The 26757-nt window shown below is 65.2% G+C and carries 26 protein-coding genes and 1 pseudogene; 13 read left to right on the top strand and 14 right to left on the bottom strand.

Annotation, left to right across the window (positions count from 1 at the left end):
- Positions 1-253: 253 nt before the first annotated feature.
- The 6 genes from JQ573_RS39110 to JQ573_RS39085 all read right to left on the bottom strand — a co-directional run bounded on the left by JQ573_RS39110 (position 254) and on the right by JQ573_RS39085 (position 4670).
- On the bottom strand, positions 254-496 hold the full coding sequence (locus JQ573_RS39110) for a hypothetical protein (protein ID WP_212320207.1): 243 nt from the start codon (positions 494-496) through the stop codon (positions 254-256).
- Positions 497-513: 17 nt separating this feature from the next.
- A complete protein-coding gene (locus tag JQ573_RS39105) occupies positions 514-1257 on the bottom strand; it encodes a hypothetical protein (RefSeq protein WP_212320205.1) in 744 nt (247 codons plus the stop codon).
- Positions 1258-1295: 38 nt separating this feature from the next.
- Positions 1296-1562 carry a hypothetical protein gene (locus JQ573_RS39100; RefSeq protein WP_212320133.1) on the bottom strand — a complete coding sequence of 89 codons (267 nt, stop codon included), beginning with the start codon at positions 1560-1562 and terminating at the stop codon, positions 1296-1298.
- Entirely contained in the window at positions 1559-3004 is a 1446-nt protein-coding gene (locus JQ573_RS39095) for a radical SAM protein (protein WP_212320131.1), read from the bottom strand. The genes JQ573_RS39100 and JQ573_RS39095 overlap by 4 nt, the downstream gene beginning before the upstream one ends.
- On the bottom strand, positions 2985-3704 hold the full coding sequence (locus JQ573_RS39090; RefSeq protein WP_212320129.1) for a prolipoprotein diacylglyceryl transferase: 720 nt from the start codon (positions 3702-3704) through the stop codon (positions 2985-2987). Before JQ573_RS39090 ends, JQ573_RS39095 begins: the two co-directional genes overlap by 20 nt.
- A gap of 201 nt (positions 3705-3905) precedes the next feature.
- Positions 3906-4670, bottom strand: coding sequence for a Crp/Fnr family transcriptional regulator (locus tag JQ573_RS39085; protein ID WP_212320127.1), 765 nt, complete (start codon positions 4668-4670; stop codon positions 3906-3908).
- Positions 4671-4870: 200 nt separating this feature from the next.
- Here JQ573_RS39085 and JQ573_RS39080 point away from each other — a divergent pair, with 200 nt between their 5' ends.
- Both JQ573_RS39080 and JQ573_RS39075 read left to right on the top strand, forming a co-directional pair.
- Positions 4871-5245, top strand: a complete 375-nt coding sequence (locus tag JQ573_RS39080) for a response regulator (RefSeq protein ID WP_212320126.1) — start codon at positions 4871-4873, stop codon at positions 5243-5245.
- Positions 5246-5339: 94 nt separating this feature from the next.
- Positions 5340-6500, top strand: a complete 1161-nt coding sequence (locus JQ573_RS39075) for a hypothetical protein (protein ID WP_212320124.1) — start codon at positions 5340-5342, stop codon at positions 6498-6500.
- Positions 6501-6526: 26 nt separating this feature from the next.
- Here the strand turns inward: JQ573_RS39075 and JQ573_RS39070 are convergent, their stop codons facing one another.
- From JQ573_RS39070 to JQ573_RS39060, 3 genes are all read right to left on the bottom strand, one after another.
- The gene (locus tag JQ573_RS39070; RefSeq protein WP_249132763.1) at positions 6527-7525 is read right to left on the bottom strand and encodes an N-acetylmuramoyl-L-alanine amidase; all 999 of its coding nucleotides are present in this window, start codon (positions 7523-7525) and stop codon (positions 6527-6529) included.
- Positions 7526-7675: 150 nt separating this feature from the next.
- Entirely contained in the window at positions 7676-9238 is a 1563-nt protein-coding gene (locus JQ573_RS39065) for an alkaline phosphatase (protein WP_212320121.1), read from the bottom strand.
- 291 nt (positions 9239-9529) lie between these two features.
- Positions 9530-10936, bottom strand: a complete 1407-nt coding sequence (locus JQ573_RS39060; protein ID WP_249132762.1) for a TAXI family TRAP transporter solute-binding subunit — start codon at positions 10934-10936, stop codon at positions 9530-9532.
- Positions 10937-11147: 211 nt separating this feature from the next.
- Here JQ573_RS39060 and JQ573_RS39055 point away from each other — a divergent pair, with 211 nt between their 5' ends.
- Both JQ573_RS39055 and JQ573_RS39050 read left to right on the top strand, forming a co-directional pair.
- Positions 11148-11453: a 4a-hydroxytetrahydrobiopterin dehydratase gene (locus JQ573_RS39055; protein WP_092121323.1), complete on the top strand. Its 306-nt coding sequence runs from the start codon at positions 11148-11150 to the stop codon at positions 11451-11453.
- A 95-nt stretch (positions 11454-11548) separates the two neighbouring features.
- Positions 11549-11938 carry a YkvA family protein gene (locus JQ573_RS39050; RefSeq protein ID WP_212320119.1) on the top strand — a complete coding sequence of 130 codons (390 nt, stop codon included), beginning with the start codon at positions 11549-11551 and terminating at the stop codon, positions 11936-11938.
- A gap of 251 nt (positions 11939-12189) precedes the next feature.
- Here the strand turns inward: JQ573_RS39050 and JQ573_RS39045 are convergent, their stop codons facing one another.
- The 3 genes from JQ573_RS39045 to JQ573_RS39035 form a co-directional block, all read right to left on the bottom strand.
- Entirely contained in the window at positions 12190-13362 is a 1173-nt protein-coding gene (locus JQ573_RS39045) for a TAXI family TRAP transporter solute-binding subunit (RefSeq protein WP_409334712.1), read from the bottom strand.
- 18 nt (positions 13363-13380) lie between these two features.
- Complete coding sequence (locus JQ573_RS39040; protein ID WP_212320117.1) at positions 13381-14199, bottom strand: hypothetical protein; 819 nt, start codon at positions 14197-14199, stop codon at positions 13381-13383.
- Positions 14200-14479: 280 nt separating this feature from the next.
- Positions 14480-15460, bottom strand: a complete 981-nt coding sequence (locus JQ573_RS39035) for an NADPH:quinone oxidoreductase family protein (protein WP_212320115.1) — start codon at positions 15458-15460, stop codon at positions 14480-14482.
- A gap of 105 nt (positions 15461-15565) precedes the next feature.
- Here JQ573_RS39035 and JQ573_RS39030 point away from each other — a divergent pair, with 105 nt between their 5' ends.
- The 6 genes from JQ573_RS39030 (at position 15566) to argG (ending at position 21455) form a co-directional block, all read left to right on the top strand.
- On the top strand, positions 15566-16405 hold the full coding sequence (locus tag JQ573_RS39030) for an SDR family oxidoreductase (RefSeq protein WP_092121333.1): 840 nt from the start codon (positions 15566-15568) through the stop codon (positions 16403-16405).
- Positions 16406-16645: 240 nt separating this feature from the next.
- Entirely contained in the window at positions 16646-17203 is a 558-nt protein-coding gene (locus JQ573_RS39025) for an invasion associated locus B family protein (protein WP_229166970.1), read from the top strand.
- 74 nt (positions 17204-17277) lie between these two features.
- Positions 17278-18492 (top strand): 23S rRNA (adenine(2503)-C(2))-methyltransferase RlmN, encoded by a 1215-nt coding sequence (gene rlmN / locus JQ573_RS39020; RefSeq protein ID WP_212320111.1) that lies wholly within the window; start codon positions 17278-17280, stop codon positions 18490-18492.
- Positions 18493-18617: 125 nt separating this feature from the next.
- A complete protein-coding gene (locus JQ573_RS39015; RefSeq protein WP_212320109.1) occupies positions 18618-19118 on the top strand; it encodes a hypothetical protein in 501 nt (166 codons plus the stop codon).
- Between the two features lie 137 nt (positions 19119-19255).
- Positions 19256-20038, top strand: a complete 783-nt coding sequence (locus JQ573_RS39010; RefSeq protein ID WP_212320107.1) for a phosphatase PAP2 family protein — start codon at positions 19256-19258, stop codon at positions 20036-20038.
- Between the two features lie 79 nt (positions 20039-20117).
- Positions 20118-21455, top strand: a complete 1338-nt coding sequence (gene argG / locus JQ573_RS39005; RefSeq protein ID WP_212320105.1) for an argininosuccinate synthase — start codon at positions 20118-20120, stop codon at positions 21453-21455.
- Between the two features lie 231 nt (positions 21456-21686).
- Here the strand turns inward: argG and JQ573_RS39000 are convergent, their stop codons facing one another.
- Complete coding sequence (locus JQ573_RS39000; RefSeq protein WP_212320103.1) at positions 21687-22274, bottom strand: TetR/AcrR family transcriptional regulator; 588 nt, start codon at positions 22272-22274, stop codon at positions 21687-21689.
- Positions 22275-22371: 97 nt separating this feature from the next.
- On the opposite strand from JQ573_RS39000, the gene JQ573_RS38995 reads away from it, so the two are divergent.
- Both JQ573_RS38995 and JQ573_RS38990 read left to right on the top strand, forming a co-directional pair.
- Positions 22372-22737, top strand: a complete 366-nt coding sequence (locus JQ573_RS38995) for a nuclear transport factor 2 family protein (protein WP_212320101.1) — start codon at positions 22372-22374, stop codon at positions 22735-22737.
- Positions 22738-22841: 104 nt separating this feature from the next.
- Positions 22842-24599 (top strand): alkaline phosphatase, encoded by a 1758-nt coding sequence (locus JQ573_RS38990; RefSeq protein WP_212320099.1) that lies wholly within the window; start codon positions 22842-22844, stop codon positions 24597-24599.
- Positions 24600-24832: 233 nt separating this feature from the next.
- Here JQ573_RS38990 and JQ573_RS40850 read toward each other — a convergent pair whose 3' ends face one another.
- Positions 24833-25978, bottom strand: a complete 1146-nt coding sequence (locus JQ573_RS40850) for an OmpA family protein (protein ID WP_312011753.1) — start codon at positions 25976-25978, stop codon at positions 24833-24835.
- Positions 25979-26082: 104 nt separating this feature from the next.
- On the opposite strand from JQ573_RS40850, the pseudogene JQ573_RS40845 reads away from it, so the two are divergent.
- Positions 26083-26757 (top strand): annotated as a pseudogene (locus JQ573_RS40845) (hypothetical protein); the annotation flags it as partial.

Raw genomic sequence — 26757 nt, 5'->3', positions numbered from 1 at the left:
ATGCGCGATCTCGCCGGACCAGTTTGGCCGGCCGCTCGCTCACGTGGCCCAATCGGGGCCCGGATCACGCTCATACCCAAGAAATTTGACGGGGACGCATCACCCCAAAAAGGAAGCCCGGTCAGAGGACCGGGCACCTTGCGCGTTGCGGCGCAATATAGTCAGAAAACGCCAAAAAACAACGGTTTATTGGCGGTTTAAGTGCCTGATTTTCGCTCCGGAAGCCGGTTTTGAGGGGCTTTTCGGGGCCGATTCAGCCCCGCTTCTGCGCCCGCGCGAACACAATCAGCCCGAGCCCGCCAAGCGTCACCAGCACCGCGAGCCCGGTGATCGGGTCGTTGGACCCACCCAGAGTGACACTGAGGACCACGCAGAGGGCGCCCGGGATCAGCAGCAGCACTCCGATGATCAGCATGAAGATGGTGCAGCCGGGCGGCAGGCGCGGCTCTCGCCACGGCGGCTCTGTTGGCGGGGGCGTGTCGTAATTGTTAGTCAATGTTGCACTCGATTGATCTATCCAAGGTTCGGTGGGGCCAGGTCCAGACCAGAATTATCTGGTCCCTTGCGAAGGCGGCGCTGCATGGCTCTTCGGAGCAAGAGAATTCCCGATGCCGCAACTGGAAGGCCGATCACCAACAAGGTGCGGACGTGGCCGCGGCTGGCGCCGAAAAGAGCGAAATAGAAGCCCGGTAGCAGCAAGACGTTGCCGATCATCATCGTGAAGCCAGCTTTCAAGGTTGCGCGGGCAATGACCCACCACAGGAGTCCCACGCCCATTGCGCCGATCAACGCACCGCTCAGGAAAATCGTGAAATAGCCGCTGGAAAGGAATGCTGCTCCCGATATTGAATCGGTGAGGTAACCGCTTCCGAATAGCATAGAGCAGAGGCCGGGAAGGAGCATCACGCTTCCGGAAATCGCCATCAGCGCCCACAGGCAGCCGGCCCTCGACGTCTCGGTCTGCTCCTGTTGAGCCGGCTGGCGGGCGGCCGCCAAGGTCAAAGCGAGACCGCAAACGCCAGCTGCGAGGCCGCCGAACAAGATGCCGAGGTTGGCGCCGATGGGGCCGCCGCTGATGATCACGCCGAGGGTCAGGCAGCCCAGCCCCACGACGGCGAGGGCGAGACCGGCGATGACAAGTGACGACGTCGCGCAGCCGCTGCCCGGCGCGGTGACCAGCGGCCGCACGTGGTCCGGAGGTCCTTCGGGTGGACCTTTCCATCGCCCCTTCGGGATCGGCCTGTCGGCGTCGTTCATCGCCCGTCAGATGCAGCGTCTGTTGCGCGGTGACATGCCTAGCTCCCCTTGATCGCGGCGCGGATCAGCATCACACCGGCAAAGCAGACCGCGAGCCCGAGCAGGATCAGGAAGAGAATGGAGGGATCGGTTCTCGACTCGCTCAGGACGCCGAACCCGAACAGGAGGGCGCAAAGCCCGGGCAGAAGAAGGATCAGCCCGAACAGCACCATGAACGCAGTCGCGCAGCCGCCACGTTGCGGTGGGAGCGGCGGGGGCAGCGAGGGCGGAGATCCATCCGGATTGATGGGGCGGTCGTCGCTCATCGGGGCACCCCGTCACCTTGCCGCGCCTCGCGGTAGGTCTGCCCGGCCAGGCTCGCGCGGATGCTGTCGATCTTTCTGTCGCGATAGAACAGGTTGTAGGTGTCGAACGGGATGATCGCGCCGCTTTCGGTAACAAAGTGGATGCAGCTTCGCTTGACGTTGCCGACGCAGAAATTGAAGCGGTCGAGAAACTGCACGATGGTGACGCGGAACACGTTCTCGTAGGTGAGGCCGTCCGGCACCTCGAAGCTCGGCAGGCAGCACAGCAATTCGCAGACTCGCTCAGAGGTGTTGAGCGGTCCCGACGACAGCGAGAACAAATCGACGAATTTTTCGCGCAGCACCGGATATTTCTCCGGGCTGATCGTGTTGGGCATCACGGCGACGAGCTGTTCCTGCGGGATCAGCGAGGTCAGCGGCAGCACCTTGTCGCCGTTGCGCAGGCCGTAGCCGATCGAGATGCTCTCGGGATTGCACGGCAGCGGGATCATGTCCTTGTCGCCGAACACCCCGGTCTCGATCACGTGCTGGCGGATCTCCGACAGCATGATGCGGTCGGTGTCCTTGTTGAAATCCTCGTTGCGGCCGGCGTCCTGCACCGGTTGCAGCGTGACGCCGCGGACGCATGTCCAGGTCAGCGCGTGGCGGACGATATCGCCGATCTCGGCGTCGTTGACGCCGCGCTTGATGGTCGCGACCAGCGTGGTCGAGACGCCCTCGCGCTCGAGATTCTCCAGCGCCTGCTGGCGGATCTTGCGTAAGTCCGCGCCGCGCAGATTGACCAGCGCCTCGCGCTTCAGCGAATCGAACTGCAGATAGACTTCCAGCCCGCGCTTGTTCTCGGCGAGCTTGGCCACGAAGTCCGGCTCGCGCGCGATTCTGAGGCCGTTGGTGTTGATCATGACGTGACGGATCGGGCGGGCGCGCACCGCGTCCAGAATGGCGAAGAAATCCGGATGCAGCGTCGGCTCGCCGCCGGAGATCTGCACCAGGTCGGGCTCGCCCTCGCTCGCCACCAGCGCATCGAGCATTTTCTCGATCTTCGCCAGCGGCGTGAAGCTGGTGCGCGCCGGCGAGGACTCCGCAAAGCACACCGGGCAGGTCAGATTGCAGTGCTCGGTGATCTCGATCAGCGCCAGGCAGGAGTGCTGCTCGTGGTCCGGGCACAGCCCGCAATCATAGGGACAGCCGAATTCGGTGTGGCGCTGGAAGGCCAGCGGCCGGTCGCCGGGCTTGATGAAATCCTTGCACAGCCGCCAATAGGCCGCATCGGTCGAGACCAAGGTCGACTGCACGCCGTGCTGCTTGCAGCGCTTCTCGTACCAGACCTCGTTGCCTGATATCTGGATCTTGGTCGGCACCAAGGCCAGGCAGGTCTCGCAAAGCGATTGGGTCTGGCCCCAGAAGATGTAAGGGCGGGACTTACGCAGCGGCGCGTTCATGCTTCAAGCTCACATTCGGGGCCGTCGCCAGCATGACGGCGGCATAAACCATGACAAATAGCGACAGCAGGTGGAACAGCGAGAATGGACCGATCAGCGCGCCATACGGCTTGATGAACTCCCACACGAAGCGCTGCAGGCCGTAGTAGAACAGCACGAGGTAGAATCCATTGGTGATGAATGCGGCGTTGCGGTTCAGCGCGGCCCAGACATAGAAGGCCGCGAACGCCGCCATCGCCAGGCTTTCATAGAGCTGCACCGGATGGCGCAGGACGCCGTCGCCGAAATCATGGCCCCAGGGCAGCGTGGTCGGCTTGCCATAGGTGAAATCCTCGAGCCCCGCGAAATAGCAGCCGAGCCGGCCGACCGCGACGCCGATCGCAAGCGGCAGCGCGAACCGCGCCCCGGTGCGTAGCGAAATGCCATGCAGCCATTTGTAGAGCTCGATCGCAACGATGCCGCCGGCCAGCGCGCCCTCGACCGAGCGGGCGATGCCGGGCACGCCCGAGAACCACAGGTTCAGCGTGCCGAAGATGTAGGCGCCGATGCCGGCGCCGAACACCAGCGCGGCGATGTAGGGCAGCTCGAAGGATTGCCGCGGGAATTGCAGCCCCCGCACCCGCGACAGCCACCACATCGCGACGGCGGCCGCGCACCATGCTGCGACGTCGAAGACGGCGTGAAGTTCAGCCCCACTCATGGGGCGAGTGTAGCGTGATTTTCGCGTTGGGCGATATAGGTTCTCCCTCTCCCCGTTCTTACGGGGAGAGGGTTGGGGTGAGGGGCTTCCATCCGGCGAGCACCTCGCGGCTTGTTGAGTCGTGTGCCTCGCCCCTCACCCGGATCGCTCGCGCGATCCGACCTCTCCCCGCAAGCGGGGCGAGGTGAGCCGTGTGCCAGCCTAGTTCGTCGGGTTGTCCTCGCTCGGATACACCCCGCGTAGCACTTCCTCGAAGTGATCCTTCACTGCGTCGTTGCACAGGCACGAGCGCAGCTTGAGCTTGTCGGGGTCGCGGATCACGATCGCGCCGCGGCGCGTGTCCAGCACGCCCTCCGCCTTGAAGTTCTGGATCACGCGGCTGGTGTAGCTGCGGCCGACGCCGAGCAGGGTCGAGAGCTGCTCATGCGTCAGCGGCACCACGCCATCGCCATTGGTGCGCTCGATCGCCGAGATGATCCATTTCGCGGCGCGCTGCTCGATCGAGTGGATCGCGTTGCAGGCGGTCGACTGGAAGATCTGCGCCAGCATGCAGTCGGCATAGCGCGCGAAGATGTTGCGCACCGAGATCGACGTCAGCTTCGCGGCGTCGAGCTTGCTGATCGGCAGCCGCACGAACGGCCCGCCGAACTTGACGGTGATGCGGGTAAAGGCCGGCAGAAATCCCTGGCTGACGATGCCGCCGACCGCGCCCTCGCGGCCGACCAGGATGGTCTCGACGTCGCGGCCATCCTCGTTGGCCACCAGATAGGACGCAAGGCTCGGTCCGCATGGGAAATGGACGATCTGAACGTCATCGCCGGGATTGTAGAGCAGATCGCCGGCCGCCGCCTCGACCACCGAAAGATGCGGCGCGATCAGTTCGTAGTCGGCGGCGTTGAGCCGGCGCAACAGGTTGTTGAACGGCCGGTCATTCGTCCCGGCCAAATCGGTCCGTTTCGCAATCATTGGGAAATCCTGCAAATCCAACGCCGACCATACTGAAAAAGTTCCCGGGTTTATGTGCACTAGTGAACAGACGCCGCAGCTTACGATGTGATGGGTTTCATTTCGGGAACAGCCGGCGTGCTTTCGGGCGCCGGTCGCGGGCCATCCGGCCGGACTGATCCGGTCCTCTCATCCATCATCGAAGCAATGGACACCGAGCTATGGAATCCGCCCCCAATGCCGGCATGCCCGGTGACGTTCTCGTGGTCGAGGACGATCCGATCATTTCGCTCTATTTCGAGGACGCCATCCTGGGCTTCGGCGCCCGGACGGTGCGCACCGCTGCGAACGTCGCCCGCGCGCTCGAATTGATCGCCGAGCGCGCACCGGATTTCGCGCTGCTCGATGTCGGCCTCGTCAGGGGCGAGAAGACCTTCGCGGTTGCCGAGCGGCTGGATGCGCTGAAAGTGCCCTTCGCATTCGTCACCGGCTATGGCGCTGATATCAGGCTGCCGGAATCGCTCGCCGGCAAGCCGCGGTTGACCAAGCCGTGTTCGAGCGAAGCGCTGGAAGCCGCGCTGAAAAACGGACACTGACCGATCGCCGGGCTTCGGCCTCGCCGTCGGTGCGTCTGTCGTCTACCATCCGACCTGTCGGATTCGGCGACGCACAGGCATCGGGAAAGCCGTCATGGCGATCAGGACATCTGCCGCTGCGCCCGCAGCGGCGCTCTCTCTCGGGCTGCTCCTCGCGCCGGTTGCAACGCATCCGATGGCTGGTGCGGTGCCGTCGTCGGTGGCCTCGGCTGTCGCCATCGGTTTCGTGTCTCCAGCCATCGCCGAGCCAGCCGCGCTCACGAGCGAGCAATCGGCCGCGCTCAAGGCCTACGACAATGCCCTGAAGAACTTCGTCTCGATCCTGCGCCAGCGACGGGCGCAGATCGATTCCCATCAGCCGCTGCCCGACTTGCCGGGCCAGGCCATCTACCTTGCCCGTGTCGAGATGATGAGCGCATACAAGGATCTCACCGATGCGCTTCCGTCCAGGATTGGACGACCCAACAGATTCGGGATCCCTCCGGCCTATTTCGACGCCGACAACGAGCCGCTGCTCGATGAGTACAGGAAGCTCTTCGATGTGATGGAGGCGCCGCCCGCGAACGCGCAAAGCTCCGAGACGCCGTTCAAGGACGTGGTCGAGCTGGCGACGGTGATCGCGCGCGCCAGGGGTCTGGATGCCGCTGGCGCCGCGGTCGCCGGTCGCATCAGTCTCGGCCTGTTCTTTGCCGAGACAAGCGGCAAGCAAAATGCCGGAAATGCGCGGTCGAACACCTACAAGGGCAGCCTGCAGACCGGCCCGTCCGAAGATCGCAACGGTCGAAAGAAGTGGGCCGCCATCAAGCAATCGATCGCGGCCCTCGATCCTGCGCTCCGCCGTCGCGACGACATGGAAGAAGCGCGCGTCGGCAATCTCGATCACCGGTTCAATCACTGGACCGCGGTGCGCGATGCGCTCATGAACGAGCACGCGGATATCTTCCCGCAGGTCCCGGCGATCGCAAAGGCGCTGCCCAATCCGATCGATCAGATGAAGCTCTTCGAGCTCATCCAGATCATTCCCAGCCCGACCAGGTCCGCGCTGAAGTCAGGGGACCTCGTCAATTACAGAATTTCCGAGCCCAGGATCATGGGATATCTGCGAAACAACAGCGTCTTCGCTTTCGGTCGGGCCGACAGGGCAAGGACATCCGCGAGCTTCCGCGAAATCCTCGACGCGATGTGGCTCTTCAGCCCCAAGTTCGAACAGGCGCTGGCCAAATTCGCGGAGATCAAGGCCGGCAAACCAGGCTGAGCCGGGAGGAGCTGATCGCTCGGCGGTCAGAGCGGGCCGAGGAGCGCCCATCGCGGCTCGCAGAATTCCTTGACGGCAGACGCGACGCCGCTGCTGATCGCGTTGCGGCGCTCGGGCGAGTCCATCTTGAGTTCCTCATCCCGGTTGATGATCGAGCCCGCCTCCAGCAGGACGGCGGGCATCGCGGTCCTGCGCAGCACGATGAGCTTATCGTAACTGTAGACGCCGGTGTCCTTGTTCAGCAGGGGATGCTGGTCGTGGCCCATGACGGGCTGGCTGTATTGCTCGGCATATTGCAGCCCCTCGGCCTTCATTTCCCTGGCGACCAGCTCGGCGAACAGCAGGCTGGTCTTGAAGTCCGGATTGTTGCGGGAGACGAACACCGAGTAGCCGCTGAAGCGATCGCTGAAATGGCGCTTCTTTCCCTCGAACTCCCAGTCCTCGAGCATCTTGTTGGGTACGGAATCATGATGGATCGACAGCAGGAGATCCGCGTGCAGATTGTTGGCGGCGGCGACCCGCCTGAACAGGCTGGGTCTCGCTTTGCCTTCGGTCAGCAGCAGCCTGGTTTCGGCAAAGCCGTCGGCCTTCAGCTTCTCCTCGATCAGCCGCGCAAGGCGCAGGTTGAAGGTGAACTCGGCGACATTGCGCGCGCTGATCGCGCCTTCCGATTCAGCGGTATGTCCGACATCGAGCACGATCCGCAATGTCGAGGGATCGCATTTCGCTGCGGCCGACTTGGGAACGGAAGGCGGCAGGGCGACCGGCCCAAGGGCGGCAAGCCGCGTGGCGCGTGGCTTTGACGGCGCGTGGTGCCTTGCCAATCTGGCCGGCTTTGCCGATTTCGCGCGCTTTGGCGCTTTGGGGTGCTTCGATGAGCTCTTGAAGAGATCAGGCAGCCAGCCGGCATCGCTGACTTCAATCGGCAGCAGCGCGAACATAGCGATCGCGACGACAAGCAAGCGGTGCGGCCGAAGCCCCACGACGATGCCACCGAGCACGCGAATCAATTCGCAGCGCCTCATGCTCCGCCCCTCCGGGCCCCCAGCATAACGGCTCTGATATCGGTACCGGAAGAGGCCGGCGAGGTCCATCCCCCGTCAATCGCGACGCCCCTGCCTTGGAGCAAGGGCGTTCAGCACAGAGAGGCCGGTTCCGTCGCGGCTGCGACCTGATTACACCGGCTTCGGATCGAGCGTGATGGCCCACAGCTCGGCGTCGACGCGGTCGCGCAGGCTGACCGTCATCTGTCCGCTCCTGCCGTCGATCTTGACGTGGCCGAAGAACTGCATGCCGGCCGACGGCGGCAGGTTCTGGTTGGCTTCGCCCGGCGCCTTGACGAACTTCACCTCGGGGCCAAACGTGTTGTCGAGCTCGTTCGGACCGAACGTGCCAGCGTGCAGCGGGCCGGAGACGAATTCCCAGAACGGATCGAACTCCTGGAACTGGGCCTTGTTCGGGTTGTAGTAGTGCGCAGCCGCATAGTGCACGTCGGCAGTCAACCACACCGTGTTGGCGATGCCGGCCGTCTTGATGAAGCGCAGGATGTCGGCGATCTCGAGCTCGCGGCCGCGCGCCGGTCCGTCGCCCTGCGCGAAGGCTTCCGAGCCCTTCTTGTTGGCGGCATCGTCATAGACGATCAGCGACAGCGGCATGTCGGAGGCGATCACCTTCCAGGTGGCGCGCGAGTTGAGCAGCGCGCGCTTCAGCCAGGCCATCTGGTCCGGCCCGATGAAATAGGCATCGGGGCCGTAGGTCTCCTGCAGGTTCGGACCGTTGGGGCCGCGATAGCTGCGCTCGTCGAGCATGAACACGTCGAGATGCGGGCCGTAGCTCAGCGTGCGATAGACCCGGCCCGGCTCGACGATGCTTTCGCGCATCGGATACATCTCGTGGAAGGCTTTTGCCGCGCGCGCCGCGAGCACGTTGATGTCGCGCTCCTTGTAGGCGGCCGGCAGCTGCTTCGACAGCGACCAGTTGTTGGTCACCTCGTGATCGTCCCACTGCACGAAGATCGGCACCTCGGCATTGAAGGCGCGCAGATTGGTGTCGAGGAAATTGTACTTGTGCGCGGCGCGGTATTCGTCGAGCGTCTCGGCGACCTTGGCCTTCTCCGGGATCGTGATGTTCTTCCAGATCTTGCCGTCGGGCTGCTTCTGCTCGGCGGTGATGACGCCGTCGGCATAGATGGTGTCGCCGGAATGCAGGAAGAAGTCCGGGGCATGCTTCTTCATCGCGGCGAAGGTGATCATGCCGCCGTCGTCGGGATTGATGCCCCAGCCCTGGCCGGCGACGTCGCCGCCCCACACGAAGGAGACGTCGCGGCGGTCACTCGGCGCGGTGCGGAAGCGGCCGACCACGGGCTCGCCGACAACGTCGATATGGGCGAGGTCGCGGAAGCGGACGCGGTAGAAGATGTCCTGGCCGGACGGCAGGTTCTCCAGCAGCATCTTGGCGGTGAAGTCGCTTTCCGGCAGCGCCGTGATCGGCGGCAGCGCACGGGCATTCTTGAACGAGTCTGACGTCGCGACCTCGACCATCATCTGCGAGGGACGGTCAGCGCGCGCCCACACCACGCCGCCGTCGACGCCGACATCGCCGGACTGCACGCCATGGGTGATCACGGGGCGATCGGCCGCGCGCGACAGATAAGGCATCGCGATCACGCCGGCGCCGGCCGCAGCAGCCGTGGAGAGAAAGCGTCGGCGGGTCAGATTTCGCGAGAACCGGATCGTCATGGGGAGCCTCCTCAGGTCACAGCGACAATGCGCCGCGGGCCAGCACAGACCTAGAAAAATTCCATGACGGAGAGATTACAGGGGGATGGAGGGCGGGAATGTCTGAGCAGCAGAGATCGTGAGGGGAGCACCTGCCCCAGGCTCCCTCTCCCGCTTGCGGGGGAGGGCGGGGTGGGGGCTCTCTCCACGAGTCGTATCGCGGGGAGAGCCCCCACCCGCCGCGCTGCGCGCGTCGGCCTCCCCCGCAAGCGGGAGAGGCGAAGAGAGTTCGCGGATAGAGTGGTGGCGGCTCTACGCCGTGCCCGCGGCCCTGAACTGGCTCGCAGTCCGCTGCAAATTCTGCGGCATGCTGAGCAGCAGCGCCTTGCGGTCGGCGACGGCGTTGTGGAACTGCTCGAGCGCGATGTTGAACGCGGTGAGCGTGCCCTCCTCGATGGCGCCATGCTCGAAACAGTCGAGCGTGTGGCGCAGGATGTCGTCGGCCTCCGCCTGCAGTTGGTCGAGCTCATCGGTCGAATCGCTCTGCCGCGCGGCCTTCAGCATCTCCAGCAGGCGCTCGCGCTGCGAGGTGTTGGTGTTGCGCTCGTCCTGCTTGAGATAGCCGGCGAACCATGCACCGGCCGAGCCCATCGCCGAGAACGCCATCAGGCTCCACCAGATGTAATCGCTGTAGCGGTCGAGGAAGGTCTTTTCCTCGCCGTCGACGAAGGCGGCCGCGCCGGGATGCACCGGAATGGTGGCGTCCTTGTCGGTGTCGGGCGTCTCGATCTTGGCGGCGAGCGGGAAATCGTTCTTGAGCGACTGCCGGATCGCAAACAATTGCCGGGTGAAGGCCGCGACCGTCGCGTCCGACAGGCCCTTTCGCGCGACGATATGGTGCGAGAAGCTGATCGTCTTCACCTCGTCGTCGGGCCGGTCGGCCGAGCCGAGCGAGCCGGCGGGAATTTCCGCGGCCTCATAGGCCGGATGGTTCTGCGCGATCGCCTCGGACGCATCGATCGGCAGGAAGGTGGGCTCGCCGCCGTCTTTGGTCGACGCCGTGATCGCATCGATCGTGAGCTTGCTGTTGGCCGGACCGACGGCAAGATAGGCGTCGGCCTTCAGATTCTTGATGGCCTCGACCGCTTCATTGGCCGGGAATTGCACGATCTCGACCTTCATCGGGTCGACGCCGTATTGCTGCAGGATCAGCTTCAGCAGATTGACGTTGGCAGGCGTGCGGCCGACGACGCCGATCTTGCGGCCGCCAAGCTGCGCGATCTTGGTGATCTTTGCGGCCTTGCGGCCCTTGCCCTTGGCTGCGGGCGGCACCCACATCACCACGACATTCTTGCGCAGGACCGCGACCGCCTGTGCATTCTTCGGTACCTCGAGATCGCCGCGGATGATGGCGAGATCGGCCTTGCCGTCGGCCAGTGTCTGCGCGCTGGCGCTGGCGCCGTCGGTCTGCACCGGGCGGAGCTTGACCTGGGTGTGCTGCTGGTTGTTGAAGGCCTGCGCCAGTGCCTGCACGACCCTGAGGTCATCGCTGCTTGCCGGGCCGACCGCGATCCGCAGCGTCACCGGACGCACCGCGAAATAATAGCCGGCGATCGTCGCGCCGATGATGGCGAGCGCGCCCGCGATCAAGACGAACATCAGCCGTCGCTTTGCAGAGCGCAGCGGCTTGGGCGATATGCTGGCGGAGCCGTCTGTCATCGATCTCGCAAACAATCGTCGGGGCTCAATCTCGCAAAACTATCAACGCGCACACATCAGGCATTTGTAGCAAATTCCTGGAGCCACAGATGTTACATCTCCGTCATGGTTACCAGCGGCGATAGGACGCTATTTCGGCCTTATTTTCGGCATGGATCCCACCCGGAGGCCGGTTGTTAGGCTAAGGTCGGCGTCAAACGGGAGGGTTGCCATGGTCGAAAGGCTGTCAGCGGAAGCAAGGAAGGCCGCGCTTTGGGAACTGGCCGGCTGGTCGGAGCTGGCCGGACGGGAGGCGATCGCAAAGACCTTCGTGTTCAAGGACTTCAACGAGGCCTTCGGCTTCATGGCGCGCGCCGCTTTGGTCGCCGAGAAGAGCGACCATCACCCCGAATGGAAGAACGTCTACAAGACGGTCGAGGTCGTGCTGGCGACCCACGATGTCGGCGGGGTGACCAAGCGCGATATCGACCTCGCCAAGGCCATGAACGCGATCGCGAGGCAGTTCGGGGTCAATTGACCCGGCTGCGCGCAACCTTGCGCCGGTTGGCTGACATCCCCAGATTCGCATCGTCCGCCGCCGATCCGTCGCGCGGCGCCAAAGGGAACCTCGCGATGCCATCGACCGATACCGGCGCGGGATTCGGGCCTGCCGACCGGCTGGCGCAGGACCCGGAAAGCGTGCGCCGCCGCTTCTGGATCAAGTTCAAGAAAGTGGTGGCGCGGCTGCCGTTCGCCGAGGATCTGCTGGCCGCCTATTACTGCGCCTTCGACCGGCAGACGCCGCGCCATGTCCAGGCCGCGCTGCTCGGCGCGATCGCCTATTTCATCCTGCCGTTCGACTTCATCCCGGACATGCTGCCGGTGCTCGGTTTCACCGACGATGCCGCCGTGCTCGCAACCGCGATCCGCATGGTGGCAAGCCACATCACCTCGGAGCATCGCGAAGCCGCGCGCGCCGCGCTGAAGCGCGGAGTGCCGGAAGAGGCAGCACCGCAGGCGTAGAGTGACTTTCGCTCTCTCTTCTCCTTCCCCCTGACAGGGGGAAGGTCGGGATGGGGGTCAGCCGCAGGCGACGCTGTATCTGCGGAGAGGGCAGATCCCCACCCGCTTTGCTCTGCGAGCAAAGCGACCTCCCCTTTTCAAGCGGAGGTTGGAGGCGTAGCCCGGATGGAGCGCAGCGTAATCCTGGGTGAGAGCGTCAGCTCACGCACGAGGCCCCGGGTCAGGCTGCGCTCCATCCGGGTTCCGGGGGGCTACCGTTTCTCGCCGGTGCGCAGTTGAGAACGCGTATTTTTTTCCGCGTCCCACGCCTGGAACTGTTTGAACAGCGCCTCCTTATCCGCGTCGCTCTGCAGACGTGCGGCCGCTGGGCTCTGCTTCAGGAATTCATCGAAACGGCTGCGCGAGACGGCTTCGACGCCATGGCGGTCGAGCCATTGCTGGGCCACCGGCAGGCGTTGCCAACCCGGCAGCGGTGCCGACAGGGAGACCTCCCGCCACTTCGGATGGAACGGCGGATTCTGGAACGTCGGAAATTTTGTGAAGAACGCATCCACGAAATTAGCCAGCTTGTGGTAGCGCTCCGTGTTCGGCGCCCAGTTGTAGGCCGCAAGCACGGCAGGAACGGCGATCGTGTCGACGCGCTCCTCGCCCGAAATCAGGTTGGGATAGTCCTTGGCCGACAGGCTCGCGGGCAGATAGTCGCCCTGCAACGGCTTCTCGTAGTTGACCGTCACCAGGTGGAACCGATCGTCCTTGAAGCCGCTCACGGACTTGTAAGGCTTGCCGCCACACACGATCACGGCGTCGATTTCGCCGGCCTTCAGTTTCTCCAGCGCGATGCGCTGCTCGACATAGACAACCTTCGGCTTCATTCCGAGCCGCTCGAACACGGTCAGCGCGGTCACGAAGGTGCCGCCATTGGGAAGGTCGACGCTGACAGTCTTGCCCTCAAGGTCCCTGAGATTGCCGATCGATTTCGACGCGATCACATGCATCTCTTCGTTGTAGAGCTTGGTCACGTAGGTGAATTGCTTCTTGATATCTTTCGCAATGCCCTTCCGCTCGAGATATTCGAGCGTGTCAGACCGAACGATGCCGAGATCGACACCCTGCAGAAACAGGATGTCGGCGACGCTCTGCACCGAGCCGCGCCCGACGATCGGCAGAATGCGCAACTTGTTGCCATCGTCGAGCACGGAGGCGAGATCGGCGCCGAACTGAACATAGGTGCCGCCGATCGTGCCGGAGATCAGCGTGACCGTGTTGGCGTTGAGGCTCTGCTTGGTGCTGACCGAGCCGAACTGAAAGATCGCCTTCAGGCTGTCGCTGACCTTGGCCGGGTCGAATTCGGCCTGCTCGGCCCGTGCCGCCAGGCCCCAAATCATCATGCCTGTGAAAAGTACCAATCCAAACAAGCGTCGCATGTGTCCCTCGAGATGAGCCTAGTTTTGCAATTGCGCGAGGCGTTGCTGTGCGGGCTGCGAGCCGAGTTCGGCAGCCTTGCGATACCAGAAGCGCGCCGCATCCGGATCGGGCGTGATGCTCCGCTTGTCCAGGGTCCCCAGCACGTCGGGATCGTAGGTGCGCGCCAGCAGCAGCGCTGCGTCCGCGTCCTGCGCATCCGCGGCCCGCTCGAGCAGCAGCCGCGCCGATACGATGTCGCCGATCGCAAGCAGGCTGTTGGCCCGCTTCAGGAGGCCTGCGATGTCATCCGGATCGAGGCGTCTTGCCGGTGGCGCCACCGGTGGTGGTGGCTCGATCGGCGCAGCCGCGGGCGTTTCGCGCGCAACGACTTCGCTCTTGATCGCTTCCTGATAGGCGGCCGCAATCTGCGCGCGCGACGGCGGGGTTGCAGTGGCGGGCGACACCTCGGTGGTCACGGCGCGAACCGCTTCCGCGATTTCTGCGCGGGCCTCGATCGGCGAGACGCCGACCAGCGCGGCCTTGGCGCTCAGGACCGCGTCGCGCACGCTGCCGATGGACCACAGCCCGACCGCCGCAGCCGCGACAAGTGCGCCGGCCGAAATTGTCAGCAGGCCGGTGCGAAGGCGCGAACGTGGAATCGTGGCGCGCCCGTGCCAATCCGCGTCATCGATTTGGCTTGAAAGAAAAAGCGGAGCGGGTTCGTCCGCGCCGATGTCGATCGCTGCCCGATGTGGTCGCCGGTAGCGATAAGGTGCAAATTCGGGATCGTTGATATGCGCGTTGATCGCGTCGCGTGGCGGATCGCTGCCCTGAACGCGTGTTGGATTCCCCACCATGATGATGCTTCCCCGATACTATGACGCAACAATCGGGCATCTCTGGTGTCTGGTTGTTGTTTTTGTTGGGGTCCCTGAGCGCCCGTTACGAACTCTTAATCGCCTTGCGATTGGGCCCAAAAAGCGGCCCCGGTCGCTGCGAATCGGGAGAAATTTGGGTTTGATTGCGGCAACGCGCGCAAATTCGGAGAAAGTTCACAGGTTTGCTCACGATTGCGCGCGCGGCGCAACGACAAGCCGTTGCGCCGGGGTGACGGTGAGAGTGCGCGGCCGTCTGTCGTCAGCTTCCCGGATGCAGGATCACCTTGCCCATCGCCTTGCGGCCGGCGAGCACCTTCAAGGCTTCCGCGGTCTGCGACAGCGGGAAGGTGCGGTCGACATGCGAGGAGATCTTGCCTTCCGCGGTCCACTGCACGAGCTTCTCGAGGTTCTTGCGGTTCTTCTCCGGATTCAGCCGCGCCCACGCGCCCCAGAACACGCCGCGGATGTCGCAGCCCTTGAGCAGCGCGAGGTTGAGCGGAATCTTCGGGATGTCGCCGGCGGCAAAGCCGATCACCAGGAAGCGGCCTTCCCATGCGGTCGAGCGCAATGCGGCCTCGGCATAGGAGCCGCCGACCGGATCGAACACGATGTCGGCGCCCTTGCCGTTGGTCAGCTTGCGCAGGCCTTCTTTCAGATCTTCCTTGGCGTAGTTCAGCGTCAGCTCGGCGCCGTGCTGCTTGGCGAATGCGAGCTTCTCGTCCGACGATGCGCAGGCAATCACCTTCAGACCCATCAACCTGCCGAGCTCGCACGCGGCAAGGCCGGTGCCACCGGCGGCGCCCAGCACCGCGAGCGTTTCGCCCGGCTTCGGGCTCGCGCGATCTTCGAGTGCGTGCAGCGCGGTGCCGTAGATGATGATGATGCCGGCGGCGCGGTCGTAATCGAGATTGTCGGGAATCTTCACGATCGTATTCGCCGGCAGCGCGATCTTGTCGCGCGCGCCGTTGTGGCCACATGACGCAACGACGCGGTCGCCGACCTTCAGGTCAGTGACGCCCGCGCCCACGCTCTCGATCACGCCGGCGACTTCGGCGGCCGGCGAGAACGGGAACGGCGGCTTGATCTGGTACTTGCCCTGGATCATCAGGATGTCGAAGAAATTCAGCGCCGCCGCCTTGATCGCGATCACGGCTTCGCCGGGACCCGCAACCGGATCGGGCACGTCAGCCAGCACGAGATCGTCGGGTTGACAGTATTGCGAGCAGAGGATGGCTTTCATGGACACACCTGAGTTTCGGACGCAGAAAGAGCTGCAAGATCTTGGACTACAAGCTTCATGCCGGATTTGCGGCGGAGCGACAATACAGTGCGGAGGGATCAAACTATGTTTGAAAAAGGCCTGCTAGCGAAAAAGCGCATCCTGATCACCGGCGGCGGCTCCGGTCTTGGCGCGGCGATGGGCGCTCGCTTTGCCGAACTCGGTGCCGAACTGATCATCTGCGGGCGTCGCGAGGGGCTGCTGGAGGAAACCGCAGGCAAATTCCGCAGCGAGCTCGGTGCCAAGGTGTCGACCGCGCGCTGCGATATCCGCGACGGCGCCGCGGTCGAGGCGATGATGGATCAGGTCTGGCAGGAGGCGCCGATCGACGTTCTCGTCAACAATGCTGCCGCAACCTTTATTGCGCAGAGCGAACATTTGTCATTCCGTGCCGCGGACGCGATCCTCGCGCCCACGCTGCATGGCACGATGTACTGCACGCTCGCCGCCGGCCGGCGCTGGATCGAAGGCAAGCATAAGGGCGTGGTGCTCTCGATCCTCTCGACCTCCACAATCACCGGCCGTGCCTTCACAGTGCCGTCGTCGATGGCCAAGACCGCGGTGCTGGCGATGACCAAGAGCCTTGCCGTCGAGTGGGGCCCGAAAGGCATCCGCACCGTGGCGATCGCGCCCGGCGCGTTCCCGACGCCAGGCGCGACCGGGCAGTTGCGTCCCGAAGCGCGCGGCGAGACCTGGTCGCAGCGCAATCCGCTCGGCCGCGCCGGCGAGCATTCCGAGCTTGCCAATCTCGCGGCCTTCCTGATCTCGGATCAGGCCGGCTACATCAATGGCGAGATGGTGGTGCAGGACGGCGGCGCCCATTTGCGCAGTTCCGGTGCCGAGGACCTGTTGCAATGGACCGATGCGCAGTGGGAGAGCCAGCGCGCGGCGCGCGCCAAGGGGTGACCAAGAGCTGATCAAGCGCTGATGCGCGACAACAAGCGCTGAGCAAGAACTGAGAATCAACGGACGCGCGTGCGGCTGTGGCCGGCGCGCGTGTCCGGGCCCAACTGCCTTCCCAAGAAAGCGTTTCCCGGTTATCCATCCGAGCCGGCGGAGGGGAATCGCCGGGCCATCTTCCAGTCACAATGATGGGGGAACCAGTTGGCCGTGCGGCAGATTCTGACATCACTGGCTGTTTGTGTCGTGTGCGGGATCGTCTCCCTCGCGCCGGCGCAGGCTGCGCCCAAGAAAGATGCGGCGAAAGAAGCGGCCAAGCCGGCGCCTTCGGCCGCCGCGGCTGCCGCTGGCGGCGCGGAGCCGACGCTGATCGGCCAATTCGGCACCTGGGGCGCCTACACCGCATCGCCCAACGGCAAGAAGGTGTGCTTTGCGCTCGCCAAGCCGTCGTCGTCGAAGACCAACCCGCCGAACCGGCCGCGCGATCCGGCCTATGCCTTCATCTCGACCCGCCCGGCCGAGAAGGTCGTCAACGAAGTCTCGATCATGATCGGCTACACCGTGAAGCCGGGCTCGGAATCGACGCTCCAGGTCGGCGGCGGGACCTATGCGATGTACACCCAGGGCGACGGCCTCTGGATCAAGAATGCGGCCGAGGAGGAGCGGATGGTGGAAGCCATGCGCAAATCGGCCGATCTGACGGTAAAAGCTGTCTCGGCGAAGGGCACCGAGACGATCGACAGCTTCTCGCTGAAGGGCCTGGCGCAGGCGCTCGACCGGCTGGGGCAGGACTGCCGGCGTTAAGACCGGCTCTGAGGGACAAAATTGAGGTATTTGGCGGCTTTCCAGCACCGGCTGGAAGGCCTATTTGAGGTTTCATGACCGACACCGTGACCACCCATGCCGTGTCCGGCGCCAGCGCGCTGGTCGAAAAGGTTCCGCTCGAGACCTATGTCCCGCCGGCCAAGCCGTCGCTGATCGGGCTGTCGCGCGCCGAGATCGCCGATCGCCTCGGCGAAATCGGGGTGGCGCCCGCGCAGCGCAAGATGCGCACCCAGCAGCTCTGGAACTGGATGTATTTCCGCGGCGCCAAGAACTTCGGCGAGATGACCAACGTCTCGAAGGACATGCGCGCCGAGCTCGAGAAGCATTTTACCGTCGACCGCCCCGAAGTGGTCGCCGAGCAGATCTCCAACGACGGCACCCGCAAATGGCTGCTGCGGCTGCCGAGCGGCGACAAGGTCGAGCGGCCGCACGAGGTCGAGTGCGTCTACATCCCCGAGACCGACCGCGGCACGCTGTGCGTTTCCTCGCAGGTCGGCTGCACGCTGAACTGCTCGTTCTGCCACACTGGCACGCAGCGGCTGGTGCGCAACCTCACCGCCGGCGAGATCGTCGGCCAGGTGATGGTGGCGCGCGACCGGCTCAACGACTGGGCCGACCGCGAGGACGGCACGCGGCGCGTCACCAACATCGTGATGATGGGGATGGGCGAGCCGCTCTATAATTTCGACGCGGTGCGCGATGCGCTGTTGATCGTCGGCGACAATGAAGGCATCGGCATTTCCCGTCGCCGTATCACGCTGTCGACCTCGGGCGTGGTGCCAAACATCCAGCGCACCGGTGACGAGATCGGCGTGATGCTCGCGATCTCGCTGCATGCGGTGCGCGACGAGCTGCGCAACGAGCTGGTGCCGCTGAACCGCAAATATCCGATCAAGGAATTGCTGCAGGCCTGCCGCGACTATCCCGGCGCGTCGAACGCGCGGCGCATCACCTTCGAATATGTGATGCTCAAGGGCGTCAACGATTCGCTCGACGACGCCAAGCTCCTGGTGAAGCTGCTCAAGGGCATTCCGGCCAAGATCAACCTGATCCCGTTCAATCCGTGGCCGGGCACCGCCTACGAATGCTCGGACTGGGAGCAGATCGAAAAGTTCTCCGAATACATCTTCAACGCCGGCTATTCCTCGCCGGTGCGCACGCCGCGCGGCCGCGACATCCTCGCCGCCTGCGGTCAGCTCAAATCGGAGACCGAAAAGCTCTCCGCCCGCGAGCGCCAGGCGCTGCGCGCGATGGCGATGACGGATTGAGTGCTGTGATCGACAACGCTCTCCACGTCGTCATTGCGAGCAAAGCGAAGCAACCCATGTCCGAGCTTGCTGAAGGATGGATTGCTTCGTCGCTTCGCTCCTCGCAATGACGGGGAGTCTATAGCATGGCCCTGATCGGCCGCCTGTTCGTCGTCGCCTTCGGCTTCCTGATGGCCTGCTTCGTGGCCGGGATCATCGTGGTCGTTGCGGTGCTGTATCCCGAGATCAGCGATTTCGGCGGGCAGATCGACCAGAGCGCTGTCAACGTCGTGCTCGGCTTCGGCTTCATCTTCATATCAGGCTTTGCATTCTTGCCCGCGCTGATCGTGGTGCTGATCACCGAGGCCCTTTTCATCAGGAGCGTGCTGGCCTATGCCGTCGGCGGCGCCATCGTCGGCGCGGCCTGCTATCTCGGCCTCGTTCCGTTCGATCCTGACATGATGCAGTTCCACGGCATCGTGCGCCGTCACATGGAGATCATGACCGGCGCCGGCATCGTCGCCGGCCTGGTCTACTGGCTGATCGCCGGCCGCAGCGCCGGCGCCTGGCGCGAGCCGCCGCGCCGCTTGCCACCGCCCCCGCCCTTGCCGTCGCAATCGCGGCCGCAAACACCGCCGTCATCCTGAGGAGCCGTGCGCAGCACGGCGTCTCGAAGGATGGGCCGCAGCAAGATCACGTCCTTCGAGGCTCGCAAGAGCTCGCACCTCAGGACGACGATAACCCACACTTCCCATGCCCCATCGCCTCGGCTAAACCGCGCGCCATGAACCGGACCGGACTTTTCATCGCGCTGGCGCTCGCGCTCATCATTGGCCTCGTGTTCGGGATCTATCCCGAGCTTGACCTGAAGCTGGCGGCGCTGTTCTACGATGCCGCGCAGAACACCTTCCCGCTGAAGCTCGACGCGGTGGCGTCATTCGCGCGCGACGCGGCGATGTGGATCGCCTGGGCGCTGGTGCTGCCGGCGATCGTGACCATCGTCTGGAAATTCATCCGGCCGGATCGGCCGATGCTGATGTCCGGCCGCGCCGCGGTGTTCCTGCTCACCACGATGCTGCTCTCGGCCGGCGTGCTCACCAACCTCACCTTCAAGAATTATTGGGGCCGGCCGCGGCCGGTGTTCGTGACGCAGTTCGGCGGCGATTTGCAATTCATGCCGTGGTGGGACCCGCGCGGCGGCTGCCCGCGCAACTGCTCGTTCTTCTCCGGCGAGGGCGCCACCGCATTCTGGACCTATGCGCCGGCGGCGCTGACGCCGCCCGCCTGGCGGCCGCTGGCCTTTGCCGGGGCAACCGTGTTTGGCATCGTCACCAGCGGGCTTCGAATGGCCTTTGGCGGGCACTTCTTCACCGATGTGGCGATTGCGGGCCTGGTGTCGTTCTTCACCGTCTGGCTGTTCTATGCGCTGATCTACCGCTGGGCCGCGACCCGGCTGACCGACGCCCAGGTCGATGCCGCGCTGACACGGCTGGCAATGCCCGGTTACCGCCTGATGCAGCGCTGGCGCCGGGACGGCAAGGCCGAGCCCGGCGGTACGGAAGCCTGATTAAAGGCGTGCTCCGCCTTCCGAAATTTGATATCGCCACCCCAGAAACCTCATCGATTTCGACCGATTGGACCGTCCCATGAGTACGATTCTGAAAAGCCTGCCCACCGGCGAGAAAGTCGGCATCGCGTTCTCGGGCGGGCTCGACACGTCAGCGGCGTTGCTCTGGATGAAGCTGAAGGGCGCCAAGGTCTTCGCCTACACCGCCAATCTCGGGCAGCCCGACGAGGCCGATTACGACGCGATCCCGCGCAAGGCGATGGATTTCGGCGCCGAGAAGGCCCGCCTGGTCGATTGCCGCACCCAGCTGGTGCATGAGGGCATCGCCGCGATCCAGTCCGGCGCCTTCCACATCTCGACCGGCGGCATCACTTATTTCAACACCACGCCGCTCGGACGCGCGGTGACCGGCACGATGCTGGTCGCGGCGATGCAGGAGGACGGCGTCAACATCTGGGGCGACGGCTCGACCTTCAAGGGCAACGACATCGAGCGCTTCTACCGCTACGGCCTGCTGACCAACCCGAGCCTGCGCATCTATAAGCCCTGGCTCGACCAGCAATTCATCGACGAGCTCGGCGGCCGCGCCGAGATGTCGGCGTTCATGACCGCGCAGGGCTTCGCCTACAAGATGAGCGCCGAGAAGGCGTATTCGACCGACAGCAATTTGCTCGGCGCGACCCATGAGGCCAAGGATCTCGAGAGCCTTGCGAGCGGCATCACCATCGTCAATCCGATCATGGGCGTGCCGTTCTGGCGCGCCGATTGCGACGTCAAGCCTGAGAAGGTCGTGGTGCGCTTCGAGGAAGGCCAGCCGGTCGCGCTGAACGGCAAGACGTTCGCCGATCCGGTCGCGCTGTTCCTCGAGGCCAACGCGATCGGTGGCCGCCATGGCCTCGGCATGAGCGACCAGATCGAGAACCGCATCATCGAGGCCAAGAGCCGCGGCATCTACGAGGCGCCTGGCATGGCGTTGCTCCACATCGCCTATGAGCGGCTGGTCACCGGGATCCACAACGAGGATACGATCGAGCAGTATCGCATCAGCGGCATGCGGCTCGGCCGCCTGCTGTATCAGGGCCGCTGGTTCGACTCGCAGGCCTTGATGCTGCGCGAGACCGCGCAGCGCTGGGTGGCGCGCGCCGTCACCGGCGAGGTGACGCTCGAGCTGCGCCGCGGCAACGACTACTCGATCCTGAACACCGAGAGTCCGAACCTGACCTATGCGCCGGAGCGCCTCAGCATGGAGAAGGTCGAGGACGCCGCCTTCTCGCCGGCCGACCGCATCGGCCAGCTGACGATGCGCAACCTGGACATCGCCGATACCCGCGCCAAGCTCGGGCTGTACAACAAGACCGGCCTGCTCTCGAGCGGCGAAGGCTCGCAGATTTTTCAGCTCGAGAACGACAAGGATTGAGGTCGCCAAAAACTCGGTGTCGTCCCGGGCAGGCGAACGGGTCCGCCCTCGGCGAGCTCGTTCGCAACTCGACAAAGAGGCAATCCATCTCCGTCATCCTGAGGTGCGAGCGGAGCGAGCCTCGAAGGATGCGCGGCCCGGCTGGTGGCCGATTCATCCTTCGAGGCTCGCAAGAGCTCGCGCCTCAGGATGACGGGACTATGAGCTTGTAGCGCAAGCTGCTGTACAATTTCATTTCGCCCTGAGCGCATCGAGCAGCGAACGGAACGCGCGCGCGTAATCCGTGCCGGTCTTGCCGATGTCGGGCCCCGCGGAGACCGCGACCGCGGCTTCCGTCACCGCGCCGAGCAGCAGCCGCGCCAGGGGCTCGACCGGCTGCTTGGCGATCACGCCGGCATCCATCGCGGCCGTCAGCGCGCGCGGAAACTTGCCGCCGAAATGCTTGGCGTCGATCTCGCGCCAGCGTTCCCAGCCGAGCACGGCCGGGCCATCGCGCAAGATGATCTGGCCGGTCGGGCCTTTTGAGCACGCCGCGAAATAGCCCTGCGTTCCCGCCGCCATCGCCGCGAGCGGATCGTTCTCGGCGCGCGAGATGCGGTCGAGATCGGCGACGAGGTCCATCGAGACCTGGTCGAACACCGCCTCGAACACCGCCTCCTTGGTCGCGAAGTGATGATAGACCGCGCCCTTGGCGACGCGCGCCCCGCTGGCGATGTCATCCATCGTCGCCGCCGCAAAGCCGCGCTCGCCAAAAATGCGCCGCGCCGCCTTGACGATCGCGGCTCTGGTCTTCTCGCGCCGTTCGGCCTGGGTTGCCATGGCGAATGTCTAGCCCAGGTTCCGGATCGGCGCCAGTTGACTTACCGACTATCAGTCGATAAATGCCGACCGCTAGTCGGTAAATGGAGATTGCCCGATGCCCTCACTCAAGACGCTGCAAGCCTTCGCTGATACGGTCGAATCCAACGACCATGTCGGTGCGATCAGGAACTTCTATACCGCCGATGCCCGCACCCAGGAGAACGACGGCGAATGGCGCGTCGGCCGCGAGGCGCTGGCGGCGCGTGAGGCGGCGGTGCTGGCCGCGGTCACCAGTGTGAAGACCACGCGGCTCGGGCCGCTGCTGCTCGACGGCGATCATTCGGCGATCTGCTGGCGCTTCGAATTCACCGGCAAGGACGGCAAGGTCCGCAGCATGGAGGAGGTTGCCTGGCAGACCTGGCGCGGCGAGGAGCTGGTCGAGGAGCGCTTCTTCTACGATCCGCAGCAGATGGCGCGCTGACCCCCTTGCGGCAATACGTCCCGGCGCCGCCTCATTGCGGCGTCATCCGCCGCAACTAGCCTCCGCCCCGGCGCGCATTGTGCGCAAGGGGCGGAGCATCGATCATGATCAAGTCACTGGCCGGCGTGGCCGTCACGCTGGTGTTGTCGGCGGCGTCGGCGCTCGCCCAGACCATCTATCCGATCGATCGCGCCGAGATCCTCGTCGGCGCCAAATTCGACTTCAAGGTCGAATTTCCCGGCGTGGTCGATCAGGCCCGGCTGAAGGTGACGCTGAACGGCGCCGACTATGCCGCAGTGTTCGGCCAGAGCGGTACATTCATCGCGCGCGAGGCGGGCCGGGACCAGTCGGCGTTGTTGCTGCGCGATGTCTCGCTCGCTTGGCCCGGTATGGTCACGGTCGAAGCCAGCGACGGCACGCAGAGCCGCACGGTGACCTGGACCGTCTACGACACCGGGCCGCGCAAGGCGAAGAACGTGATCCTGTTCATTGGCGATGGGATGTCGCCGGCGCATCGCGTCGCCGCCAGAATCCTCTCCAAGGGAATCGCGGAAGGCAAGAGCCGCGGCAAGCTCGCCATCGACGACATGCCGCACATGGCGTTGGTGGCGACCGCAGGCTCGGATTCGATCATCACCGACTCGGCGAATGCCGCGAGCGCTTACGCCACCGGCCACAAGGCCGCGGTCAATGCGCTCGGCGTCTATGCCGATCGCACGCCAGATCCGCTCGACGATCCCAGGGTCGAGACCATTGCGAGTCTTGCCAAGCGCCGGTCCGGGCTCGCCGTCGGCATCGTCACCAATACCGAAATCGAGGACGCGACGCCGGCTGCGATGGTCGCGCATACCCGCCGCCGCGCCGCTTATGATGCGATCGTCGCGCAATATTTCGATGCGAAGCCCGACGTGCTGATGGGCGGCGGCGCCGCGAACTTCCTGCCGCAATCCGCCGCGGGATCGAAACGCAAGGACGACATCGACTATCTCGCGCGTTTCCGCGACGCCGGTTATCCGGTTGCGACCACTGCCAGCGAGTTGAATGCGCTCACCGCACGGCCGGAGACGCGGCAATTGCTCGGCCTGTTCGCCACCGGCAACATGGACGGCGCGCTCGACCGCAAGTTCCTCAAGGGCGGCGGCGTCAGGAAATTTCCCGAGCAGCCCGACCTGACCGAGCAGGTCCAGGCGGCGCTCACGGTTCTGTCGAAGCACGATGCCGGCTTCTTCCTGATGGTCGAGTCCGGCCTGATCGACAAATACGCCCATCTGCTCGACATGGAGCGCGCGGTCTACGACACCATCATGCTCGACAATGCGGTGCGGCTGGCAAAGGACTGGGCCAAGGCGCGCAACGACGACACGCTGATCCTCGTGCTGGCCGACCACAACCATCCGAACAGCCTGGTCGGCACCATCAATGACGACATGGCCGCGACACCGAACGTGCCGCTGCGCGAGCGCGTCGGCGTCTATGACAAGGCCGGCTTCCCGAATTACCCGGCGCCGGATGCCGAGGGCTATCCGTCACGCGTCGATGTCAGCCGGCGGCTCGCGATCTTCTCGGCCAGCCTGCCGGATCATTACGAGACGTTCCGGCCGAAGCTCGACGATCCGAACGAGCCGAGCGTGAAGGGCGATCAGCCCGACACCTTCAAGGCCAACGACAAATACAAGGACGTTCCCGGCGTCGTGCTGCGCTTCGGCAATCTGCCGGCGATGATCGGCGCCAGCGTGCATTCCGGCGAGGATGTCATCCTCACCGCGACCGGGCCGGGCAGCGAGCGCGTGCACGGCGCGATGGACAACACCGAGGTGTTTCGCGTGATGGTCGACGCGTTGGGGCTGGGGGCGGGGAAGTGACGAACGACGCGACAGAATACTTGCTGCACCTCTCCCGCTTGCGGGGGAGGTCGGATTGCATCGAAGATGCAATCCGGGTGGGGGCTGCTTCCACGATGTGACTTGTGGAGAGACCCCCACCCCCCCCAAGCGGGAGAGGGGGCAGAACGATTGCGTGGCTGGCAGCATGCTTTCATCAAACAAAAATGGCCGGGATCGCTCCCGGCCATTTCGTATCGTGATCTCGCGCCGGTTCAGCGCGGCGGCGCTGCGGAGGCGGTGCCGCCGTTGAGCAGCGGGGTGATGCGGCGGACGGTGACGCGCCGGTTGATACGGCTCGGTCCGTCGGTCTGCTCCTTCAGGTATTGCGAGCCGTAACCCTGCGAGGTCAGGTTTTCCGCCGGCACGCCGAATTGCTGCGTCAGCAGCTCGGCGGCGGACTGCGCACGGCGATCGGACAGCGACAGATTGTCGGTGTCGTTGCCGGTCGCATCCGTGTGGCCTTCGATCAGGAACACCTCGCGCGGATTGCGCTGGATGGCCCGGTTGAGGCCGTCGGCGATCGCCTGCAGCTTCGCCGCCTGATCCGGCGGGATCTGCCAGGAGCCGGAGTCGAAGTTGATGCTGTTGACGTCGATCGACGGCATCAGCATGCGGACGTTCGGGCTGTAGCGGATTTCGTCGAGCGAATAGCGTCGCGCGATCCGATCCACCGGCGGTGCCTCCATGGTGTCGTAGATCACGTCCGGCGCCGCGCTGTCGGACTCGACGATGTAGCGATCATAGGGGATGCGGACCACCGGCGGAGGCAGGTCGACATAGAAGCCGCCGACCGCGCCCGGATCGCGATAGCTGTTGTCGATGATGACGAGCTCGCGGCCACCGGGATCCCTGCGGATCCGGCGCAGCATCTGGCCATCGGGACCGACCACGGTGATGATCTCGCTGCCGTCGGGACGAACCACGATGGTGCGAGTCTCGCCGCCGATCGTCTCGGTGCGAATGTCGCGCGCGCCATAGCGGAAGCGATAGACGTCGTCGCCGCGCACATAGGCCTGACCACCCGGATCGCGGATGATGATGCGGTCCGGCTCGGTGTAGATGGTGCGGCCGTCTTCGACGACTTCCTGCCGCTGGTTGTGCAGGTCGGCGATGGTCCCGCCGATGATCGCACCGGCCACCACGCCGACGCCGACGGCGGCACCGATCGCGAGCGGCGAGACGTTGTCACGTCGCGGAGCCGGCGGAAGCGGCGCCGTGACCGTTGGCGCGGCCCGGAACGCGGACGAGACCGTCGGCGGGGCGTATTGCGCCTTGTCGGGCGGGGGCGTTGCGGCCGCCGAGCCGGGGACGACACCCGGTGCCGAGGGGCCGGCCGGACGTGCCGCTGGCGCGCCCATGGCCGCTCCTTGGGCCGACGGCACTGCGGGCGCAGCACCAGCGGCCGGCGGAGTGCCCGGGCGTCCCGGCTGACCCGGAGCCGGTGTCGCGCCGGGAGCGCCCATTGCGGCGCCTGGGGTCGCTGGAGTTCCGGGCGGTGTGGCAGGACGTCCCTGCTGACCCGGCGCCGGTGGCGTCGGCGTCGCGCCGGGAGGCGTCACGGCGGGTGGGGTGCCGGGCGTGCCAGGCCGTGCGGGCGGCTGTCCGCCTGCTGCGGGAGGCGTTGTCGTTGTCGATGGCGTGGGCGTTGCCGGCGACGTCGCACCGGGCGGCGTGCCCGGCGGTTGCTTGGCGCCGCCAGGACGTTCGCCACCCGGACGATCACCAGGCCGGCGCTCGGCCGGCGCCGGTGTTGCAGCTCCCGGAGCCGCCGGTGCGGCTGGCGTCGGCGTCGCAGCCGGCGTGCCTGGGCGCGCTGCCGGAGCGGCAGCCGGTGCTGCAGGAGTGGCACTTGGTGCTGGGGTCGGCGGCGCGTGCGCGGGTCCTGCGCCGGGCGGTGGCGTGCCCGGCCGCTGCGGTGCTGCCGCCGGCGGCGGTGGGGTCGGCGTGGGATGTGCGGGCGCTGCCGCCGGCGGTGGCGGGGTCGGCTTCGCTGGTGCAGCCGCGGGCGGCTCCGGCCGTGCCGGTGCTGGCGATGGTGCCGGCTTCGCGGCGGGTGGCTCGGGCCGCACGGGCGCGGCTGCCGGCGGAGGCGGAGCCGGGCGCGCGGCGGGCGGTTCGGGCCGTGCGGGTGCGGCCG

Origin of the sequence: Bradyrhizobium sp. AUGA SZCCT0105 (assembly GCF_018129565.1) — a bacterium.
In the GTDB taxonomy this organism is placed as follows: Bacteria; Pseudomonadota; Alphaproteobacteria; order Rhizobiales; family Xanthobacteraceae; genus Bradyrhizobium.
Note: the sequence above shows the minus strand (reverse complement) of the source record. Positions and strands in the feature narration are given on the sequence as shown.

Excerpts from the sequence above, each read along its gene's own strand:
- JQ573_RS39035 (WP_212320115.1), bottom strand. The coding sequence starts at position 15,460 with ATGAAAGCCATCCTCTGCTCGCAATACTGTCAACCCGACGATCTCGTG.
- JQ573_RS40850 (WP_312011753.1), bottom strand. The coding sequence starts at position 25,978 with ATGGGCGCGCCAGCGGCACGTCCGGCCGGCCCCTCGGCACCGGGTGTC.
- argG (WP_212320105.1), top strand. The coding sequence starts at position 20,118 with ATGAGTACGATTCTGAAAAGCCTGCCCACCGGCGAGAAAGTCGGCATC.
- JQ573_RS38995 (WP_212320101.1), top strand. The coding sequence starts at position 22,372 with ATGCCCTCACTCAAGACGCTGCAAGCCTTCGCTGATACGGTCGAATCC.
- JQ573_RS39045 (WP_409334712.1), bottom strand. The coding sequence starts at position 13,362 with ATGCGACGCTTGTTTGGATTGGTACTTTTCACAGGCATGATGATTTGG.
- JQ573_RS39065 (WP_212320121.1), bottom strand. The coding sequence starts at position 9,238 with ATGACGATCCGGTTCTCGCGAAATCTGACCCGCCGACGCTTTCTCTCC.
- JQ573_RS39100 (WP_212320133.1), bottom strand. The coding sequence starts at position 1,562 with ATGAGCGACGACCGCCCCATCAATCCGGATGGATCTCCGCCCTCGCTG.
- JQ573_RS39095 (WP_212320131.1), bottom strand. The coding sequence starts at position 3,004 with ATGAACGCGCCGCTGCGTAAGTCCCGCCCTTACATCTTCTGGGGCCAG.
- JQ573_RS39105 (WP_212320205.1), bottom strand. The coding sequence starts at position 1,257 with ATGAACGACGCCGACAGGCCGATCCCGAAGGGGCGATGGAAAGGTCCA.
- rlmN (WP_212320111.1), top strand. The coding sequence starts at position 17,278 with ATGACCGACACCGTGACCACCCATGCCGTGTCCGGCGCCAGCGCGCTG.
- JQ573_RS39090 (WP_212320129.1), bottom strand. The coding sequence starts at position 3,704 with ATGAGTGGGGCTGAACTTCACGCCGTCTTCGACGTCGCAGCATGGTGC.
- JQ573_RS39055 (WP_092121323.1), top strand. The coding sequence starts at position 11,148 with ATGGTCGAAAGGCTGTCAGCGGAAGCAAGGAAGGCCGCGCTTTGGGAA.
- JQ573_RS39060 (WP_249132762.1), bottom strand. The coding sequence starts at position 10,936 with ATGACAGACGGCTCCGCCAGCATATCGCCCAAGCCGCTGCGCTCTGCA.
- JQ573_RS39000 (WP_212320103.1), bottom strand. The coding sequence starts at position 22,274 with ATGGCAACCCAGGCCGAACGGCGCGAGAAGACCAGAGCCGCGATCGTC.
- JQ573_RS39050 (WP_212320119.1), top strand. The coding sequence starts at position 11,549 with ATGCCATCGACCGATACCGGCGCGGGATTCGGGCCTGCCGACCGGCTG.
- JQ573_RS39085 (WP_212320127.1), bottom strand. The coding sequence starts at position 4,670 with ATGATTGCGAAACGGACCGATTTGGCCGGGACGAATGACCGGCCGTTC.
- JQ573_RS39075 (WP_212320124.1), top strand. The coding sequence starts at position 5,340 with ATGGCGATCAGGACATCTGCCGCTGCGCCCGCAGCGGCGCTCTCTCTC.
- JQ573_RS39010 (WP_212320107.1), top strand. The coding sequence starts at position 19,256 with ATGAACCGGACCGGACTTTTCATCGCGCTGGCGCTCGCGCTCATCATT.
- JQ573_RS39040 (WP_212320117.1), bottom strand. The coding sequence starts at position 14,199 with ATGGTGGGGAATCCAACACGCGTTCAGGGCAGCGATCCGCCACGCGAC.
- JQ573_RS39080 (WP_212320126.1), top strand. The coding sequence starts at position 4,871 with ATGGAATCCGCCCCCAATGCCGGCATGCCCGGTGACGTTCTCGTGGTC.
- JQ573_RS39030 (WP_092121333.1), top strand. The coding sequence starts at position 15,566 with ATGTTTGAAAAAGGCCTGCTAGCGAAAAAGCGCATCCTGATCACCGGC.
- JQ573_RS39070 (WP_249132763.1), bottom strand. The coding sequence starts at position 7,525 with ATGAGGCGCTGCGAATTGATTCGCGTGCTCGGTGGCATCGTCGTGGGG.
- JQ573_RS38990 (WP_212320099.1), top strand. The coding sequence starts at position 22,842 with ATGATCAAGTCACTGGCCGGCGTGGCCGTCACGCTGGTGTTGTCGGCG.
- JQ573_RS39015 (WP_212320109.1), top strand. The coding sequence starts at position 18,618 with ATGGCCCTGATCGGCCGCCTGTTCGTCGTCGCCTTCGGCTTCCTGATG.